This window comes from Mesorhizobium sp. USDA 4413 (assembly GCF_056280365.1).
The window spans coordinates 5585323-5600951 of sequence record NZ_JBVPRP010000001.1 but is presented as its reverse complement, the minus strand read 5'-3'; the positions used below and the strand labels follow the sequence as shown (position 1 = coordinate 5600951).

Annotated in this window: 19 protein-coding genes and 1 pseudogene; 14 read left to right on the top strand and 6 right to left on the bottom strand. The window is 62.6% G+C overall.

What is annotated here, in order from left to right; all coding sequences use genetic code 11:
• Positions 1-9 precede the first annotated feature (9 nt).
• Positions 10-1080 carry an alpha/beta fold hydrolase gene (locus ACVMIM_RS27375; RefSeq protein WP_476115700.1) on the top strand — a complete coding sequence of 357 codons (1071 nt, stop codon included), beginning with the start codon at positions 10-12 and terminating at the stop codon, positions 1078-1080.
• Here ACVMIM_RS27375 and ACVMIM_RS27370 read toward each other — a convergent pair.
• Positions 1029-2660 carry a M20/M25/M40 family metallo-hydrolase gene (locus ACVMIM_RS27370; RefSeq protein ID WP_476115698.1) on the bottom strand — a complete coding sequence of 544 codons (1632 nt, stop codon included), beginning with the start codon at positions 2658-2660 and terminating at the stop codon, positions 1029-1031. The two genes, ACVMIM_RS27375 and ACVMIM_RS27370, sit on opposite strands and share 52 nt — an antisense overlap.
• Positions 2661-2729: 69 nt before the next feature.
• Here ACVMIM_RS27370 and ACVMIM_RS27365 point away from each other — a divergent pair, with 69 nt between their 5' ends.
• The 8 genes from ACVMIM_RS27365 to ACVMIM_RS27330 all read left to right on the top strand — a co-directional run bounded on the left by ACVMIM_RS27365 (position 2730) and on the right by ACVMIM_RS27330 (position 7753).
• Positions 2730-3233 carry a hypothetical protein gene (locus ACVMIM_RS27365; RefSeq protein ID WP_476115696.1) on the top strand — a complete coding sequence of 168 codons (504 nt, stop codon included), beginning with the start codon at positions 2730-2732 and terminating at the stop codon, positions 3231-3233.
• Complete coding sequence (locus tag ACVMIM_RS27360) at positions 3230-4450, top strand: NRAMP family divalent metal transporter (RefSeq protein WP_476115695.1); 1221 nt, start codon at positions 3230-3232, stop codon at positions 4448-4450. Before ACVMIM_RS27365 ends, ACVMIM_RS27360 begins: the two co-directional genes overlap by 4 nt.
• A complete protein-coding gene (locus tag ACVMIM_RS27355) occupies positions 4450-4809 on the top strand; it encodes a hypothetical protein (RefSeq protein ID WP_278048356.1) in 360 nt (119 codons plus the stop codon). The genes ACVMIM_RS27360 and ACVMIM_RS27355 overlap by 1 nt, the downstream gene beginning before the upstream one ends.
• A 2-nt stretch (positions 4810-4811) precedes the next feature.
• The gene (locus tag ACVMIM_RS27350; RefSeq protein ID WP_278048355.1) at positions 4812-5153 is read left to right on the top strand and encodes a hypothetical protein; all 342 of its coding nucleotides are present in this window, start codon (positions 4812-4814) and stop codon (positions 5151-5153) included.
• A 151-nt stretch (positions 5154-5304) separates the two neighbouring features.
• A complete protein-coding gene (locus tag ACVMIM_RS27345; RefSeq protein WP_476115693.1) occupies positions 5305-5919 on the top strand; it encodes a hypothetical protein in 615 nt (204 codons plus the stop codon).
• A complete protein-coding gene (locus tag ACVMIM_RS27340; RefSeq protein ID WP_278048353.1) occupies positions 5916-6308 on the top strand; it encodes a phage holin family protein in 393 nt (130 codons plus the stop codon). The genes ACVMIM_RS27345 and ACVMIM_RS27340 overlap by 4 nt, the downstream gene beginning before the upstream one ends.
• A complete protein-coding gene (locus ACVMIM_RS27335) occupies positions 6305-7171 on the top strand; it encodes a hypothetical protein (protein ID WP_476115691.1) in 867 nt (288 codons plus the stop codon). Before ACVMIM_RS27340 ends, ACVMIM_RS27335 begins: the two co-directional genes overlap by 4 nt.
• A 72-nt stretch (positions 7172-7243) precedes the next feature.
• A complete protein-coding gene (locus ACVMIM_RS27330; protein WP_476115690.1) occupies positions 7244-7753 on the top strand; it encodes a ferritin-like domain-containing protein in 510 nt (169 codons plus the stop codon).
• Positions 7754-7940: 187 nt separating this feature from the next.
• Here ACVMIM_RS27330 and ACVMIM_RS27325 read toward each other — a convergent pair whose 3' ends face one another.
• A complete protein-coding gene (locus ACVMIM_RS27325) occupies positions 7941-8333 on the bottom strand; it encodes a c-type cytochrome (protein WP_476115688.1) in 393 nt (130 codons plus the stop codon).
• Positions 8334-8395: 62 nt separating this feature from the next.
• Between ACVMIM_RS27325 and ACVMIM_RS27320 the strand changes: the two genes are divergently transcribed.
• Entirely contained in the window at positions 8396-8977 is a 582-nt protein-coding gene (locus tag ACVMIM_RS27320; protein ID WP_476117383.1) for a sigma-70 family RNA polymerase sigma factor, read from the top strand.
• Between the two features lie 98 nt (positions 8978-9075).
• On the opposite strand, the gene ACVMIM_RS27315 is transcribed toward ACVMIM_RS27320, so the two are convergent.
• Positions 9076-11397, bottom strand: coding sequence for an FdhF/YdeP family oxidoreductase (locus ACVMIM_RS27315; protein ID WP_476115687.1), 2322 nt, complete (start codon positions 11395-11397; stop codon positions 9076-9078).
• A 256-nt stretch (positions 11398-11653) separates the two neighbouring features.
• On the opposite strand from ACVMIM_RS27315, the gene ACVMIM_RS27310 reads away from it, so the two are divergent.
• The 3 genes from ACVMIM_RS27310 to ACVMIM_RS27300 all read left to right on the top strand — a co-directional run bounded on the left by ACVMIM_RS27310 (position 11654) and on the right by ACVMIM_RS27300 (position 13481).
• Positions 11654-11815: a hypothetical protein gene (locus tag ACVMIM_RS27310; RefSeq protein ID WP_278048350.1), complete on the top strand. Its 162-nt coding sequence runs from the start codon at positions 11654-11656 to the stop codon at positions 11813-11815.
• 117 nt (positions 11816-11932) lie between these two features.
• Positions 11933-12739 carry a nucleotidyltransferase family protein gene (locus tag ACVMIM_RS27305; RefSeq protein ID WP_476115685.1) on the top strand — a complete coding sequence of 269 codons (807 nt, stop codon included), beginning with the start codon at positions 11933-11935 and terminating at the stop codon, positions 12737-12739.
• Entirely contained in the window at positions 12732-13481 is a 750-nt protein-coding gene (locus tag ACVMIM_RS27300; protein ID WP_476115683.1) for a metallophosphoesterase family protein, read from the top strand. Before ACVMIM_RS27305 ends, ACVMIM_RS27300 begins: the two co-directional genes overlap by 8 nt.
• Positions 13482-13491: 10 nt before the next feature.
• Here ACVMIM_RS27300 and ACVMIM_RS27295 read toward each other — a convergent pair whose 3' ends face one another.
• Positions 13492-13773 (bottom strand): hypothetical protein, encoded by a 282-nt coding sequence (locus tag ACVMIM_RS27295; protein ID WP_040996169.1) that lies wholly within the window; start codon positions 13771-13773, stop codon positions 13492-13494.
• 138 nt (positions 13774-13911) lie between these two features.
• On the opposite strand from ACVMIM_RS27295, the pseudogene ACVMIM_RS27290 reads away from it, so the two are divergent.
• Positions 13912-14169: pseudogene (locus tag ACVMIM_RS27290) on the top strand (FAD-dependent oxidoreductase); the annotation flags it as partial.
• Here the strand turns inward: ACVMIM_RS27290 and ACVMIM_RS27285 are convergent.
• Together ACVMIM_RS27285 and ACVMIM_RS27280 are read right to left on the bottom strand one after the other, a co-directional pair.
• A complete protein-coding gene (locus ACVMIM_RS27285; protein WP_476115682.1) occupies positions 14169-15182 on the bottom strand; it encodes an ATP-dependent DNA ligase in 1014 nt (337 codons plus the stop codon). The pseudogene ACVMIM_RS27290 and the gene ACVMIM_RS27285 sit on opposite strands and share 1 nt — an antisense overlap.
• Positions 15176-15595 carry a GFA family protein gene (locus tag ACVMIM_RS27280; protein ID WP_476115680.1) on the bottom strand — a complete coding sequence of 140 codons (420 nt, stop codon included), beginning with the start codon at positions 15593-15595 and terminating at the stop codon, positions 15176-15178. The genes ACVMIM_RS27285 and ACVMIM_RS27280 overlap by 7 nt, the downstream gene beginning before the upstream one ends.
• Positions 15596-15629: the final 34 nt, after the last annotated feature.

The following is a 15629-nucleotide window of genomic DNA, read 5'->3' as shown; positions in this document are numbered from 1 at the left end:
TTTCCAGTCATGACAGCAAAGCCCAGGCGAAACCTGCTTCTGTTGCTTGCGGCCGCAACGGTCGGACTGGCGCTCTACAACAATCTCCTCGCGCAACGGGCATTGGCTTCACGACCGCTCGGGCGCTTCATCCACCTTCGCGGAACGAAGCTGCATTTCCTGGAGGCGGGCAGTGGGCAACCGCTGCTGCTCTTGCACGGCAACGGCGCTTCGGCGGAAGACTTCACGACAAGCGGCATCTTCCACAAAGCCGCTGCCAAATATCGCGTGCTTGCCTTCGACAGGCCCGGCTTCGGCCTGAGCTCACGCCGGGCAGGCAGACCTTGGACCGCCGGCGCCCAGGCCGATCTCATCCAGGCCGCGGCCGCGAAACTCGGCATCGAGCGCTACATGGTTGTCGGCCATTCCTGGGGGGCCGCCGTGGCGCTCGAGATGGCGCGTCGGCATCCCCGATCCGTCGCCGGGATTGTCGTTGTCGCCGGCTATCATTACCCGCCGCCAAGGCTGGCCCTCGCCATCTCCGCGTTGCCGGCGGTTCCGTTGATCGGGACGGTGTTGCGCCACACCGTGCTGCCTTCGCTGGTCAGGCTGAACTGGCGCTGGGCTATGAAGAAGATTTTCCATCCGGCAATGATCGCAACTCCTTTCGCGGCAATGACAAGGGAGCTGGCGAGCCGCCCCTCGCAACTGCGGTCCATCTCCACGGAATCCTTCCTGATGCTGGCGTCGGCACTGTTCCCAAATCGTCGGTATGCCGATATCGCCATCCCTGTCGGGATAATTGCCGGCGCCGGCGATCAGCTGTTCGATGCCAAGGCCGAGGCGCTGCGGCTGCACGCGGAGATAAGCCACTCGCTGCTGGATATCGTCCTGGATGCCGGACATATGGTGCATCAAAGCAAGCCGCAGGCGGTCTTGGCGATGATCGACAAGGTTGCCGCTCTCGCAAGCGCTGCCGGCCCGGGAGCACTCGTTAAGTCTCCGGTTCGTAAGACACGTCCGCGTCCGCCATGCGGCGAGCCATCCGGTCAGGAACCGGATGGCTGCAGCAGGGTGGCACACAAGTCCCGGATGGCTTGAGGCAGGACGTCGAATGCATAGCCCATGTGCAGTCTTTCAAGCGGCGTATGGTAATCGCGTCCCCACGGGCCGATGTTGATCGTCGGCACGTTGGCGAGAGCCTGTCGCATCGGCCAGCGCACGCTGTCTTTCCAGGCAGGCGTGTTGCGGGCAACGATATCGAGCGAGGGCTCGGCTGCCTCGCCGAAAAAGCTCATGTCCGAAATTCCGGCGAAATAATCGGCGCAGGCGATGGTGCTGCCATAGCGTTCGGCCGAACCGCGCGCGATTTGCATGGCAATTGCTTTCAACCGCATGGCCGCCGGCGCGTTTGAAAGGTTCGTCGGAAGATAGGGTATCGAGCCGAAACCGGTGACGATCGCTGGGCCGGCGAGGCGGCTCAAATCCCAAGCTTCCTCGGTGATCAGCCGGCATTTCTCCGGCAGTGGAAGATCGCCAGCGATCGAGGCGGAGTATGCATCGAGCCTGTGCTTCTCCTGCGGGCCGAGACGCTCGACCAGCGCTTCGAACCGGTAGAGCGGGACAGGTCTTGCAAGATTTGCGATGCCGTCCGGAGCCTGGCTTCGGCATTTGAGTTCGCCCAGAAGGTTCGATGCTGCTTCCGCGCAAAGCCGGTCGAAGCGGTCAAGCACTTCATCCGGCGTGCGGCGATAGCTGAGTACGTTGAACGTGGCGAAGGCGGTTGCCGGCGTCGTGACGTCATATCCAGTCTTCCCGTCACGAATACCGAGCAGGCTGGGCGGGGTGCCTGGCGAGGAACAGCAATGGTCGGTCAGCTCGGTTGCCCATTCGACGCGCGCGGCTATAGAACCGGCGAGCGCGGCCGCATTGATGCCGTTCAGCGGAAAGCCGCTATGTGTCGGGACGCCAACCACATAGGCGGTCGGAAGCAGCTTGCCGACTGTCCCGAGCGCGATTATCCGTCCTTTCGATCCGTCGCCGTCATCGGCGATGGCGTCGAGATTGACCGCCGCGACAAGATCGAGGCCGTGCTGCTCACAGATGCCGGGCAGCGCTGGGGCGGCCTTGCGGGCGCCGGCCGAATTGTTCTCTTCATCCGGCACCGCGATGAACAGCAGATTGCCCGCGACATTGGCGCTTTCGGCGAAATCCGCGCATACCGCCAGTCCGACGGCGAGACCAGCCTTCATGTCCAGCAAGCCGCGTCCGGCCAGGAATTGGCCGCTCTCCAGGTCGGCAAGGGCCAACCGGGCGGCAGGCGTATCGGCGTCCGCCAGGGAATCGCGCAAGGCGCGCGTCAAAGCCTCAGGCCGCGTGGCCAGCTCTTCCAGCTCGCCATAGTCCCGCGTTGCCACCGTATCGTAATGACCGGTCAGAAGCACGGTCGAGCGGCCCGTCCCGCGAAGCAGCATCGCCACGCAATGCCGGCCATCTCCAGGCCCGACCTCGATCGTCCAGATATCCGCATGGCTGAAGGCGGGATTCTCCCGCAACTGCGCCGCCAGCCACGGACCGAATACAGCTTCGTCCTGCGTGCCGGTGACGCTCTTCTGCTCGGTGAGCGCGATCGCCCAGCTGCTGGCACGCTCAGGCAACGTTTTGGCTAAGTCGCGGTTCATGAGCGTCCTGATACCGTTGAAATACTTGCGAAGCTAGGCCGGTCGTGGCGTTCGCCCCCGCAAATCCCGATGACGAAGGAACTTTCCCGCGGCTTCGGATTTATTATCGTGATTTCAAGCAATTGCGACGAGGGGAAGATGTTGCGTACCGTTGCCCGGCCGAGCCGGGCCTTCCTGCCCCTGCTGATGCTGGCGCTTGCCTCCTGCTCCTCATCTGAAACCGTTGACCAGCAATCGAAGCTTGCAGCCTCGACGGCGCAGGCGGCAGCGCTGGTGAGTGATGCCTGGCTCTCCGGCGCCGCGCCGTCCCGCTACGCATCCTCCGCCTTGCAATCCTTCGCCGAGACACTCGCCGACGCGGGCCGGCAATTGGAATCGGCGTCTGTATCGAACCCGGCAAAGCGGGATGCGTTGGCAGTGGCTGCCAGCCGGCTGTCGAACGCGGCAAAGCGGGCCAAGGACGCAGTCGAGGCCGAACAGCACGCGCAGGCCGGCCAGGCCCTCCAGGAGCTGCGCGCCGCCCAAGGCGATCTCGCCACCGCCTACCGACAATATTTCTCGCCCGACAGATGAAGAAGCTGCTGGAGATATCGCTTGGTGTCGTCACCAGCGTCGGCGGCTTCCTGGAGGTCGGGTCGATGGCGACGGCGGCGCAGGCCGGCGCGCTGTTCGGCTTCCAGCTCATCTGGGCAGTCGTGCTCGGCACCATCTGCATCATCTTCCTGGTCGAAATGGCCGGTCGCTTCGCTGCGGTGAGCCATCACACCATCGCCGACGGCATTCGCGAACGGTTCGGCTTCAATGCTTTCATCTGGCCGCTGCTAGCAACCTTGCTGGTGAACTTCCTGGTGCTTTCCGCCGAGATCGGCGGTGTCGCCGTTGCCGCCGAACTTGCTACGGGAATCAGCTTCCGGTGGTGGGCGCTGCCGGTCGCCTTCCTGGCGTGGCTGCTGTTGTGGAAAGGCACGTTCGGCCTGATCGAGAAAGGCGTGTCGATGCTGGGCCTGGTCACGCTCTGCTTCGTCGTCGCGGCCGTGATGCTCCGTCCCGAATGGAAAGAGGTGGCGGCCGGCGCCGTGCCGAGCCTGCCGCACCACGATACGGCAAAATACTGGTTCATGGCCGTCAGCATTCTCGGCGCCTCGATATCGCCTTACCTTTTCATGTTCTATTCCTCAGGCGCGATCGAAGATCAGTGGGACAAGAGCTATCTCGGCGCCAATCGGGCGATAGCCGGGCTCGGCATGAGTTTTGGCGGAACGATCTCGGTGGGCGTTCTGATCGTGGCCGCGCTCGTGCTTGGCGCTCATGGCGTTACCGAAGTGGACGACTACAACCAGTTACCATTGATGCTGATCCCGATATTCGGCTTCTGGGGTTTCGTCCTTTTCGTTGCCTCGCTGGCCATCGCCTGCTTCGGCGCCGCGCTCGAAGTGGCGTTGCAGCAGGCCTATCTCGTCGCGCAGGGGTTTGGCTGGACATGGGGTGAGGATCTGAGGCCGCGCGACGATCCCGGCTTCAGCCTCGTCTACACGCTGACGCTCTTCCTCGCCGCCGTTCCGATAGCGCTCGGTCTGGATCCGTTGAAGCTCACCATCTTCTCGATGGCGCTCACAGCGGCCAGCCTGCCGCTGACGGTCGTGCCGTTCCTTTTCCTGCTCAACGACGAGCGCTATGTCGGCAAGCATCGCAACGGCGTCATTTCGAACGCGGCCGTGATCTTCGTCATCGCGCTCGGCTTCGTGCTGGCGGTGGTGACCATTCCGCTGCAGATATTCGGGGGCACGTGATGCAGCTGCTGCGCGATATATTGGATAAGCAGGTTGTCGATCGCGAGCAGGTCAAGATCGGCAAGGTCGATGGCCTTGTTGCCGAACTGAGGCGTGGCAAGCCGCCCAGGGTCGTTGCCGTCGAACTTGGCTCGATTGCGCTTTCGCGCCGGCTTGGAGCGCGGCCCGGGCGATGGACCGCGCAGCTCGCGGCAAAGCTTAGCGGCAAGCGCCAGGCGCGGCCGCACCGGATCGCGTGGAACAAGGTGCGCGACATCGGCGTGGACATCGAATTCGACATCGACGTGCGCCGCACCAAGATCTTCGCCTGGCAGGATTGGCTGCGCGACCATGTGGTTGGCCGGATCCCGGGAGCCTGAATATGGCGACTGTGCACCTCGATCACCTTGCCGGCAGGCGCGTGTTTTCCGAGCACGGCAGGAGCATCGGCTATATCGAGGAGATCATCGCCGAGCAGGACGGCAGCGACCTCGTCGTCACCGAATTTCATGTCGGCATCTTTGCCGCGTTCGAGCGCCTGTCCGCTTCGACCATCGGTACCGCCTTGCTCGACTTCTTCGGGTTGCGGCGTCGCGAGGGGCTCTATCGCATTCCCTGGGACAAGCTCGATATTTCGGACCCGGAACGCCCGAGGCTACTTTGCCCAGACGAGGAGCTTGCAACTTTGAAGGCGCAGCCCCGTGGGCAAATGAGGACTGGCTAAAAAAGCTTCTCGCGCAGCGGAACATAGCAGCCGACGCGAAGTTGGACTGTCATCGAGGAGGCTGTGCCATGAACAGTGTCATTTATCTCATCGGTCTGATCGTCGTCGTGCTCGCCGTGCTTTCCTTCCTCGGCTTTCACTAGGAGGCACCATGCAGCGCGAGAATGATCGGGGCCGCGAGCCCGCCGACTTCGCCGAGGCGAAGGACGAAGTTTCCGAGCGAATCCAGCAAGAAACCCAAAGCGCCAGCGAAGCGCTCCACGATGCCCGCGACGACGTCGCCCGCAGGGCGGGGGCCTATGCCGCCGAAGCTCAGCAGGCCGTCGCCGAAAGGGCCGAGGCGACGCAGCGCGATATCGGATCGAGCCTGTCCGCCTTCGGCGGCGCCTTGCGCGCCGCGAGCGACCACTTGGCCAACAGCGACCAGAGCGCGGCCTCGAAATTCATGCAGGATGCCGCGAGCGGTTTGGAGCGGCTGTCCTCTTCATTGAAAGAGAAGCCGTTCGGGCAGGTGCTCGAGGACGTTCAGGCCTTTGGCCGCCAGAATCCTGGAATGCTTCTTGCGGGTTCGGTTCTGGCGGGACTGGCACTTGGCCGATTCATAAAGGCTTCGCCGCCCGGCACACACCGTCCGACGCAGGGCGCCGCCAAGCCTGAACATTCAGGGCAAACCGGCGCGGGAACGACCGCGCGCCGGGATAACGCTCCAGCAAACTGGGGTTCGGACGGCGGTATACCCGGGAAGGCAGCGGAGCTGAAGAAATGAGCACTCAGGACAATCCAAGTCTCGGCACATTGGTCGCCGATCTGGCGCAACAGGTGAGCACGCTCGTGCAAACGGAGGCCAGGCTCCTGAGAGCGGAGATATCGGAAAACCTCACCAAGGCTGGCACGGGCGCCGTGGAGGTGCTGGGCGGCGCGATATGCCTGCTCGCCGCGCTACTGATTTTGTTGCAGGCGCTCGTCATCGCCCTGGCCCGCCTTGGTCTGGGCGCCGGGTGGTCCGCTTTGCTCGTCGGCGTGGTGGTTGCCGTGCTGGGCGTGATCCTGTTGCGGACTGGCATGGCAAGCATGGCGCCCTCCGAACTCGCGCCGGATCGCACACAGGAACAGCTCAAGCGTGACGTGAACGTGATCAAGGAACAAGCGAGATGACCGAGAAATCCGCAGCCGAGCTCGAACGTGAGGCGGAAGCCACGCGCGCCAGGGTGGTGGCGACCGCCGACTCCATTCGCGACAAGATGACCCCCGGACAGCTCTTCGACGAATTCACTGGGCTTTTCCGGGGAGGCGTGGGCTCTGACATGCTCCACAATTTGAAGGTCCAGGTGAGGGACAATCCGTTACCGCTGACGGTGATCGGCGCGGGACTGGCCTGGCTGATGTTGGGCAGCGGCGCTTCCACCACCCCGGCCGGTACCGATGGTGTGACGCGGCGTGATCCTCGCCTCGATTATGGAGCATTCGGCGCTGGAATGGCTTCGAGAGCCTCGGACGCGGCGGGCTCTGTTGCCGAAGCGGCCAGCGGAGCGGCCGGAACTGTCTCCGGAATGGCAAGCGACGCAGCCGGCGCAGTGTCGAACATGGCAAGCAGCGCTGCGGACACACTCGCGGGTTCGGCGGCAGCTACGGCCGATATGGCAACGAGTGCCGGCCGCTCCGCGCATAATCTGCTTCAGGAACAGCCTCTCGCTGCGGCGGCCGTCGGCCTCGCCATCGGAGCTGCGATCGGGGCCATGCTGCCCCACACCGAGATCGAGGATGAGCGATTGGGCGCCTATCGCGAAAGGCTTCGGGAGAGCGCCGAAGACACTTTGAAAGAAGGGCTCGACGCTGCAAAGCAGGTCGCGGCCGAAGCCTACCGGACGGCAAGCGACGAAGCCGAGCGGCAAGCATCAAGCGAAGGGACGCTGGCCGACAAGGTCAGCCGTGTCGTCAGGGCCACGGCCGACAAGACAGATGAATCGGTGCGCGAGAAGCTCTCCGATTCCGATCCGTCCTCGTCCCGGAAATCGTAACCGGACCTCGCGTTCAAGGAACAATCCACGCCACCGGCGGTTCGGGCGGCGTTAGACGGATGGAGACACCAAATGGCTGAATCACGCGAATGGCTTGTCCAATGGTTAAGGGACGCTCACGCAATGGAGGAACAGGCCGAGACCATGCTGTCGGGCCAATTGAGCCGGATAGACAGCTACCCCGAGCTCAGCGAGCGAATTCGCAGCCATCTGGAAGAAACGAGGGAGCAGGCCAGGCGGCTGAAGACCTGCCTGGATGGGCTTGACGAAGGGACGTCCATGCTGAAGGACGCAGGCGGCAAGCTGACCGCCACGGCCCAGTCGGTCAGCGGCGTGTTTGCCGGCGATGAGGTCATGAAAGGCTCTCTGGCGAGCTACACGTTCGAGCATATGGAAATCGCGTCCTATACGATCCTCATCGCCGCAGCCAATGCCGCCGGCGAGGCCGAGATTGCCCGCGTGTGCGAACAGAATTTGCGGGAAGAGGAAGCTATGGCCGAGTGGCTGAAGAATAATCTGCCGCAGGTCACGGAACGGTTCCTGGCGCGGGCGGACGTCGACAGCGACAGCGCCAAGCGCTGACCGGCGACCGATGAGAGCGGTTCACCGTTCGACCAATGCGGCGAACCGCTATCCTCATGCCGTTGGGACGAAAACGGCTCACAGTTTTCCTGGAATTGGTTTCGGCGGGCGGTCTGCCTCGTCTGCCTGTTTCGTTGCGCCATCCTGGAACCGCTATGATCCGCGAGGCGGCTCCCGGTCCTGCTGATTAGCTCAACCTGTAAAGGTGGGCCGCGATATCGCGCGCCTGCTGCTCGGTGATCCTCGTCGACGGCATGGCCGAGTGCGGGTTGACTTCCCTTGCTGAGCGGATTCCGCGGATCAGGTTCTCCGGATTGTTCGCCAGCACGCTGCCGATATAGACGCGCCCGGCGAGGCTGCCGTCGAGGCGCGGCCCGACCTGGCCCTGCGCGCCGGGCACGCCGGGAATCGTGTAGCAGCCGGGCGGCCATTCGCGGTCATGATCGGGATGGCGCGCGCGCTCACGCCTCCGGTCGCCACATCCCACTCGTGCCGAGCGGCTGCCCGGAGCAAAGGCGACACGCGAAATTATGACCGGAATGAGCACAATTGCTGAGGCAACAGGAACCTCCGTGCTCACAGCGCATTAGCCCCCTGGCTATCCAATCCAAACGGTTCCCTGCGGAGGCATTTTTGCGGATGATGAATTCCGGCTCGTCGGCCCTCCAAAACGAGGCGGCGATCGTCGATCTGATCCCGGCTTTGAGAGCTTTCGCGCGTACCTTCTGCAGGGACAAGACCGACGCCGACGATCTCGTGCAAGAGACCTTGCTCAAGGGGATAGCGCATATCGATCAATTCGAACCTGGCACCCGGATCAAGTCGTGGCTGTTCACGATCATGCGCAATACCTTCTACACGAAGCACAAAATCTATACGCGCGAGGCTCCAGGAGCCAATGATTGCGCATCGGCCCGTTCGATCACGTATGGTGACCAGGAGTGGCATCTTCGCAGCCAGGAGGTTCACGCCGCTATCGGCAAACTGCCTCCCCGGCAGCGGGAGGTCTTGGTGCTGATCGCCATCCTCGGCGTAAGTTATGAGGAGACGGCGAGCATCTGCGGCTGCGCAATCGGAACCATCAAGAGCCGGTTGAACCGTGCGCGAACGTCGTTGCTTGAAGACCTGGGGGAGACGTCTTCAGCGTCCGCTGTGGACTCCTGCGCCAATACCCCGTTACCTGGTCAAACCCCGTTGCCTGGTCAATCGCAAAGTCGGCGCTAGAGCGCCATGGCGTTTCGTTGAATCGCCATGGCGGTTCCACCCTTTGTTGGAGCATGATCTTTCTCCGAAAATCGGTTTCACTTTTTCGGGATCATGCTCTAGCGGGATGGCGCCGACGGGGTCATCATGACGCGGACCGGCACCGACTTTGCCGCCGGCACATGTGCCTTTTCGGCCCGGTGCCATAGCGGAATGAGCGGATTGAGCTCGGGATAATAGCCGGCGCAATCGCCGCGTGGAATTGAATAGGGAGTGACGCGCAATCCGTGCACTCGGCGCTCGACACCGTCGCCTGCCGCGGATTCCAGATCGACCTCTTGTCCGTCGTGGAGTCCCAGCCGTTCAATGTCGTGGTCGTTCATGAGCAACACCATCCGCGTTCCGTAGATGCCGCGAAGGCGATCGCGATAGCCGTAGACGGTGGTGTTGAACTGATCATTGGAGCGAACCGTGATCAGCGTCAGCACGTCCGATTTCGAGACGTCGACGTCCGGATCCGTTTCCAGCATCGTCGGCGGCTTGAAGTTGGCCTTCTTGTTGGGGGTCTGCCACACACGCTTCGAAGCCTTGATGTCGCGATGAAACCCGCCCGGCGCCAGGAAGCGTCTGTTGAAGTCCTTGAAATGGGCGGGGAAGCAACGTTCGATTTCGTCCCTCACGCGGGAATAGTCGGCAACCCACTCATCCCATGGGATCGAGCTCTTTCCAGGCACCGTAGCCTTGGCAAGCTCGGCGATGATCTTCGGTTCGGAGAGCAGGTTGGGTCCGGCCGGGGGGCGATAGCCGAAGGAGCCATGGATGCAGGCCGTGGAATCCTCCATGGACACATGCTGCTCGCCGGTATCCTGCAGGTCCGTCTCGATGCGCGAAAGGCAAGGCAGCAAATAAGTGACGGCTCCCGGTATCAGGTGACTGCGGTTGAGCTTCGTGGCGATCTGGACATGCAATCTCAGGTGCCGCCAGGCGTCTTCGACAAGCCCGGTTTCCGGAACGGCCCGTACGAAATTGCCGCCCAATCCAATGAACGCCCTCACCGAGCCGTCGATCACCCCTTCGCATGTCTCGACGGTATCGCGCCCTTTCTCACGTGGCGGTTCGAAGTGATAAAATTCGGCAAACTTGTCGAGCGGCACCAGCTCGGGCTTTTCGGAGATGCCGACGGTTCTTTGGCCTTGAACATTGGAGTGGCCGCGAAGCGGGGATACGCCGGCCCCCGGTTTGCCGATATTGCCGCGCATCAGCAGCAGGTTGCAAAGCATGTGGACGTTCTCGGTCCCATGCCGGTGCTGCGTCAGGCCCATGCCGTAATTGCCGATAACCGCCGAAGCCTTGCTGTAGATATCCGCCACATGCTCGAGATCGGCGCGCGCGATGCCCGAACGCATCTCGATTTTTTCCCAAGGAGTGCGGCGTAGATAGGCCTCAAACGCGTCGAAGCCATCCGTGTGTTCTTCGATGAAGGCCATGTCGAGGACGCGCGGCGCGCCAGTCTGCCTCGCCGCGTCGTCGAGCGCGAGAACGGCTTTCGCAATGCCGGTCATGGCAGCAATGTCGCCGCCGCCGCGGATCTGGAAGAAGTCGCTGGACATTTTGGTGCCGGCGCCTGGCGAAAGCATTTCAACCGGGTTCTGCGGGTTCTTGAAACGCTTCAGGCCGCGCTCCGGCAGCGGATTGAAGGTAATGACGGGTATGCCGCGCTGGCGCGCCTCCTCGATCGGGTGAAGCAATCGCGGCGCGGTCACGCCGGTATTGTGGCCGAAGAAGAACATCAGGTCGCAATGGCTGAAGTCCTCCAGTTGCACGGTGCCGACCGGCGAGCCGATCGACTCCGGCAGACCGACCGAGGTCGACTCGTGGCACATATTCGAAGAGTCCGGCAGATTGCTCGAGCCGTAGATACGCGCGAAAAGCTGATACATGAACGATGCCTCGAGCGAAGCGCGGCCCGAGGTGTAGAACACGACCGATTTCGGATCGAGCTTCCTCAGCTCTTCGCCGATATCCCGGAAGGCGGTCTCCCACGAGACCGGCTCATATTTGTCGGTGACCTCGTTATAGCGCATAGGATCAAGCAACCGACCCTGCTTTTCCAGATCGTGATCGGGCCAGTCGAGCAGCTCATTGACGGAATGCGCGGCGAAGAACTCCGGGCCGCAGCGCCGCTTCGTCTGGTCCCACATCGTAGCCTTGGCGCCGTTCTCGCAGAACTCGAATGGCCGGGGCTCGGCGGGCTTCGCCCAAGAGCAGGAGACGCACATATAGCCGTCCGCCTTGTTCTGCTTGAGCAACGTGCTCCAGATGCCGGACGTCAGCAGACCTTCTGCACGAGCATTGCGGATCAGCGATTTGAGCGACCCCCACCCGCCGGTCGGGTGGTTGTATTCGCGAATTTCGATGTGGTCGGTGGTAGAGGGGTTCATGATCGAGCTCGGTTGGCTATCGCTTTGATTTCCAACCCTTCCGGCGCCGCTATGTTCCAGTGCCAGCGAGCGAGGCGGCGGGGTTTTCGAGAGAATGATCTGCCAAACCGGATCAAGTGCACTCAAGCCATCGACAGCGGCCCGCGGATTGTCTGGCGTGCCGGCCGGAACATTTGAACCCTTCACTGGTTAGCCCACGGAACCGGGCAACATCCTCGTTGCCGGGGCGGTACCTTCGAGCGGGAAGGAAAGACCAATGTCCGGCACCGATTTGTGGCTCGTCGTCGTCGCGGGCGGTCCCCTCATTCTCCTGCTTGCGATCGTCTACGTGCTCGTTACCCGTCGCCGCCGAGGACCGGCGGAGCGGCGCGAGAGCGATCGAGCGGTCGAACGCCTCTATCGAGAGGAAGGGGACTAAGCGCGTCTGTCCTGGCGAGGCTCGTCACGGAAGTCTTGCGTGGAGCGCGGAACAACGCCGTACTACCGCTGTTTACCGGAACAGGTGAATGAAGATCAAAGGCCGGAGCAACGGTTGATGACCAATGACGAGTTGCCGGGAGTGCTGGCGACGCTGCCGGTGATCGACGCAAAGGCGGAGCCGACGCTGAAGAGCGCCGAGGCGGAGGCCTTCTACACGAACGCGATCCGCGAACTCGCCGCCACCGACATTCCCTTCCTGGTCGCCGGGACCTATGCGGTAAGCGCCTATACCGGCGTCGTACGCCAGACCAAGGACCTCGATATCTTCTGCAAGGCCGGCGATTGCCCGCGCATCCTCACCCATTTCAAGGATATCGGCTACGCCGTCGAAATCGAGGATGATCGCTGGTTGGGGAAGGTCTTCGAAGGCCCGTATTTCTTCGATGTGATCTTTGCATCAGCCAACGGCACCATGCAGGTCGAGGACCAATGGCTGGAGCATGCCCGCCAGGTCGAGCTGCTCGGCAGCCGTGTCCGGATCATCGGACCGACGGAGCTCATCTGGTCGAAATGCTTCATCCAGGACAGGGGTCGTCACGATGGCGCCGACATCGCCCACACCATCCTCAAGGCACATGACCAGATCGACTGGCACAGGCTGCTTTCCTACCTCGACATCCACTGGGAGGTGCTTTTGATGCAGCTGCTCAACTTCCGCTGGATCTATCCGAGCGAGCGCGACCTTATCCCCGACTGGCTGCTCGACGATCTGCTCAAGCGGCTGGCCACACAGCGGCGGCTGCCGTCGCCGAAGATGAAGATCTGCCGCGGCCGGCTGCTGTCGCAGGTCGACTACGAGATCGACGTCAAGGAATGGGGCTTTGCGGGCGTCGGTGGCGTTGGAGAATTCCGCGATGGCTGAACGGAGCAATGCAGGCCGCAGAGCGAACGGTAACGGCAAGCTCAGAGTCGCCGCCATGGGCGATCTGCATGTTCAGGAAGATTCGCAGACGTCCTACCGCGATCTGTTCGGCGAGGTTTCGCGCGAGGCCGACATCCTTGTGCTTACCGGCGATCTCACCAATCTGGGCAAGCCCAAGGAGGCTGAGCTTCTCGCCGAAGATCTGCGCGCCTGCTCGATCCCCGTCGTGGCCGTGCTCGGCAATCACGACTACGAGTCAGGCTGCGTTGACCAGATCGCGGCGACGCTCCGTCAGGCCGGTGTCTACCTCCTCGATGGTCAGGCGACGGAACTGATGGATGTCGGCTTTGTCGGCGTTAAGGGTTTTATCGGCGGCTTCGGGCCAAGGATGCTTGGCTCCTTCGGCGAGCCGGCAATCAAGACCATGGTGGCCGAGAGCGTCAATGAAGCGATGCGGCTGGAGAATGCCATGCGGCAAGTCCGCGCCAAGCGCACGCTGGTGGTCCTTCACTATGCACCAATCGTGGAGACCGTCGCCGGCGAGCCGCCGGAAATCTTTCCGTTCCTCGGCTCTTCCCGGCTGGCGGAAACGATCGACCGCTTCAAGGTGAGCGCTGTCGTGCATGGACATGCTCACCGTGGCACTTTTGAAGGCCAGACCCCCGGCGGCGCCAAAGTCTATAACGTCGCCATGCACATCACGAAGCCGACGGGCCGGCCTTACGCACTGCTCGAAATCTGAACCATCGCCCTTAGACTTCGTCGAACCGGCTGCCTTCTTTGGAAGGATCCTTGGACAGGACGCGTTCCTCCTCGTCGTCAGGCAGCGCTTCGTCGCTGCCCTGGAAGGGGTTGTCGTCATCCTCTTCGGGAAGGTTACCTTCCGCTTCAGCATCATCCTGAGGGTCACCGTTCACGGCAACGCTGTCAGGCAGGATTCTACCACCCTCCAGAGCATCCCAGTCCTGTTGCTCGATGGTCGGCGCTTCGGTTTCTTCGGTCCTTGCAGGCCGCTGTTTGTCGCGCGGGTCCATGACGTTCTCCAATGCTGAGTTGCGACTGAAGAACCTCCCGCAGGAAGAGTTGTTCCGCTTCCTGTCCGCTGCGGAATGGTTGGAGCCCCGGAACGGCAGGGTGCTTTTCCGACTTATCGTGCGGAACCGGGAACTTTCATGCCCCGCAAGCTCGATCTCACAGGCGGCACACCCGTCTGGTGCGCCTATCGCTCAGCCGCAGTGCCGGCGGGTCGCCTGACCCGAGATGCAAAGACGGATGTCCTGATCGTCGGCATGGGGATCAGCGGCGCGACGATGGCCGAGGCGCTGACCCGCGATGGCCATTCCGTGATTTGCATCGACAGGCGCGGGCCGCTGAAAGGGTCAACGGCAGCTACGACGGCGCTGGTCCAGTTCGAAATCGATCAGCCGCTCTATTCGATCTGCTCGAATGTGCACTGGCGCGGCGCTTTGTCAGGCCGCCAGCGCAAGAGCCTGGTGCCATGTCGGAAGCGGTCGCCGGTGACGTGGTCGAAACGAACCTCGACCACCAATTCCGGCTTTACCGGCTCCCATTCACCGCTGCGTTCGGTGCTCCAGCGACTCGGCCCGCCGGGCGCCTTGCCGGTGAAGCCGGGCCCACCGCGCAACGCCTCGAGCTTGCTCGTCAGCTCAGCGCGGTCGTCATTGGCAATGGTCGATGTGAAGCCCACATGATCGAGCTGCCCTTGGTCGTTATAGAGGCCGAGCAGCAGCGACCCGACCTGCCGTCTGCCGTTCAGATAGCGGAAGCCGCCGACCACGCAGTCGGCCGTGCGCAGCCGTTTGACTTTGATCATGGCACGCTCGCCTGGCCGATATGGTTCGTCGAGCCTCTTGGCGACGACACCATCGGTCGAGCCATGGCCGGCGCCTTGCAGCCATTGCCTGGCCGTGGCGATATTGGTGGTGAATGGCGACAGACGGAGGGCGGCATTCGGTGCCTTGGACAGAAAGGCCTCCAAAGCGTCGCGCCGATCGGCCAAGGGCCTTTCGAGCATAATCTTGCCGCCCGGCGCGACCAGCATGTCGAACAGGATCAGCCGGGCCGGCGTCTCCATGCTCAGCTTGCGGATACGGCTCTCTGCCGGGTGCAGCCGCATCTGCAGCGCGTCGAAGGAGGCGTTGCCGCCGATTTCGATCACGATCTCCCCGTCGACAACGAAATCCTTTGCACTCAGGCCGCGCAACATTGCGGTCAGTTCCGGAAAATAGCGGCCGAGAGGCTTGCCGGATTTCGCCCGCAGGTCGACTACCTCGCTGCCTTTGAAGGCAAGGCATCGAAATCCATCCCATTTTGGCTCGTACTGCCAGGCGTCTTTCTCTTCCGGCAGCGCGTCGGCGGTGTGCGCTTCCATCGGCGGTGTGCCGGGAGGCAGCGGAAACCCTTTGCTCGAAGCCGCTACCATCGCTCTTCCGTATCGTGATGGGGCAAGTCGAGGCCGCAGCAGATCCATCCGAGGCGCTGCGATGATCCGTAGTTGTATCGAGGCGGAAGCTCCGCCGGATCGTCGAAACTTCCGACATGCAGCGCGATCTCGTCCTGGGCGGCATCGTAGGAAAGGGTCAGCGGAGAACCGCAGTCGCGACAGAAACCTCGCCTGGCGATAGGCGAGGACCGGCGGCTGGCAGGCTCTTCATCAAGCCAGGAGAGGTTTGCGCAAGGCACCCAGGCGAGCACCGCAAAGGCGCTGCCGGTGGCTCGGCGGCACATGTCGCAATGGCAATAGTGAACGCGCGGATCGCCGATGACGCGATAACGGACCTTGCCGCAGAGGCATCCTCCCGCTCGTTCGACGGCAGCAACTTGGGCGAGGGTCACGGATGTTTCCATCCACCTTGAACGCGTCGGGGGC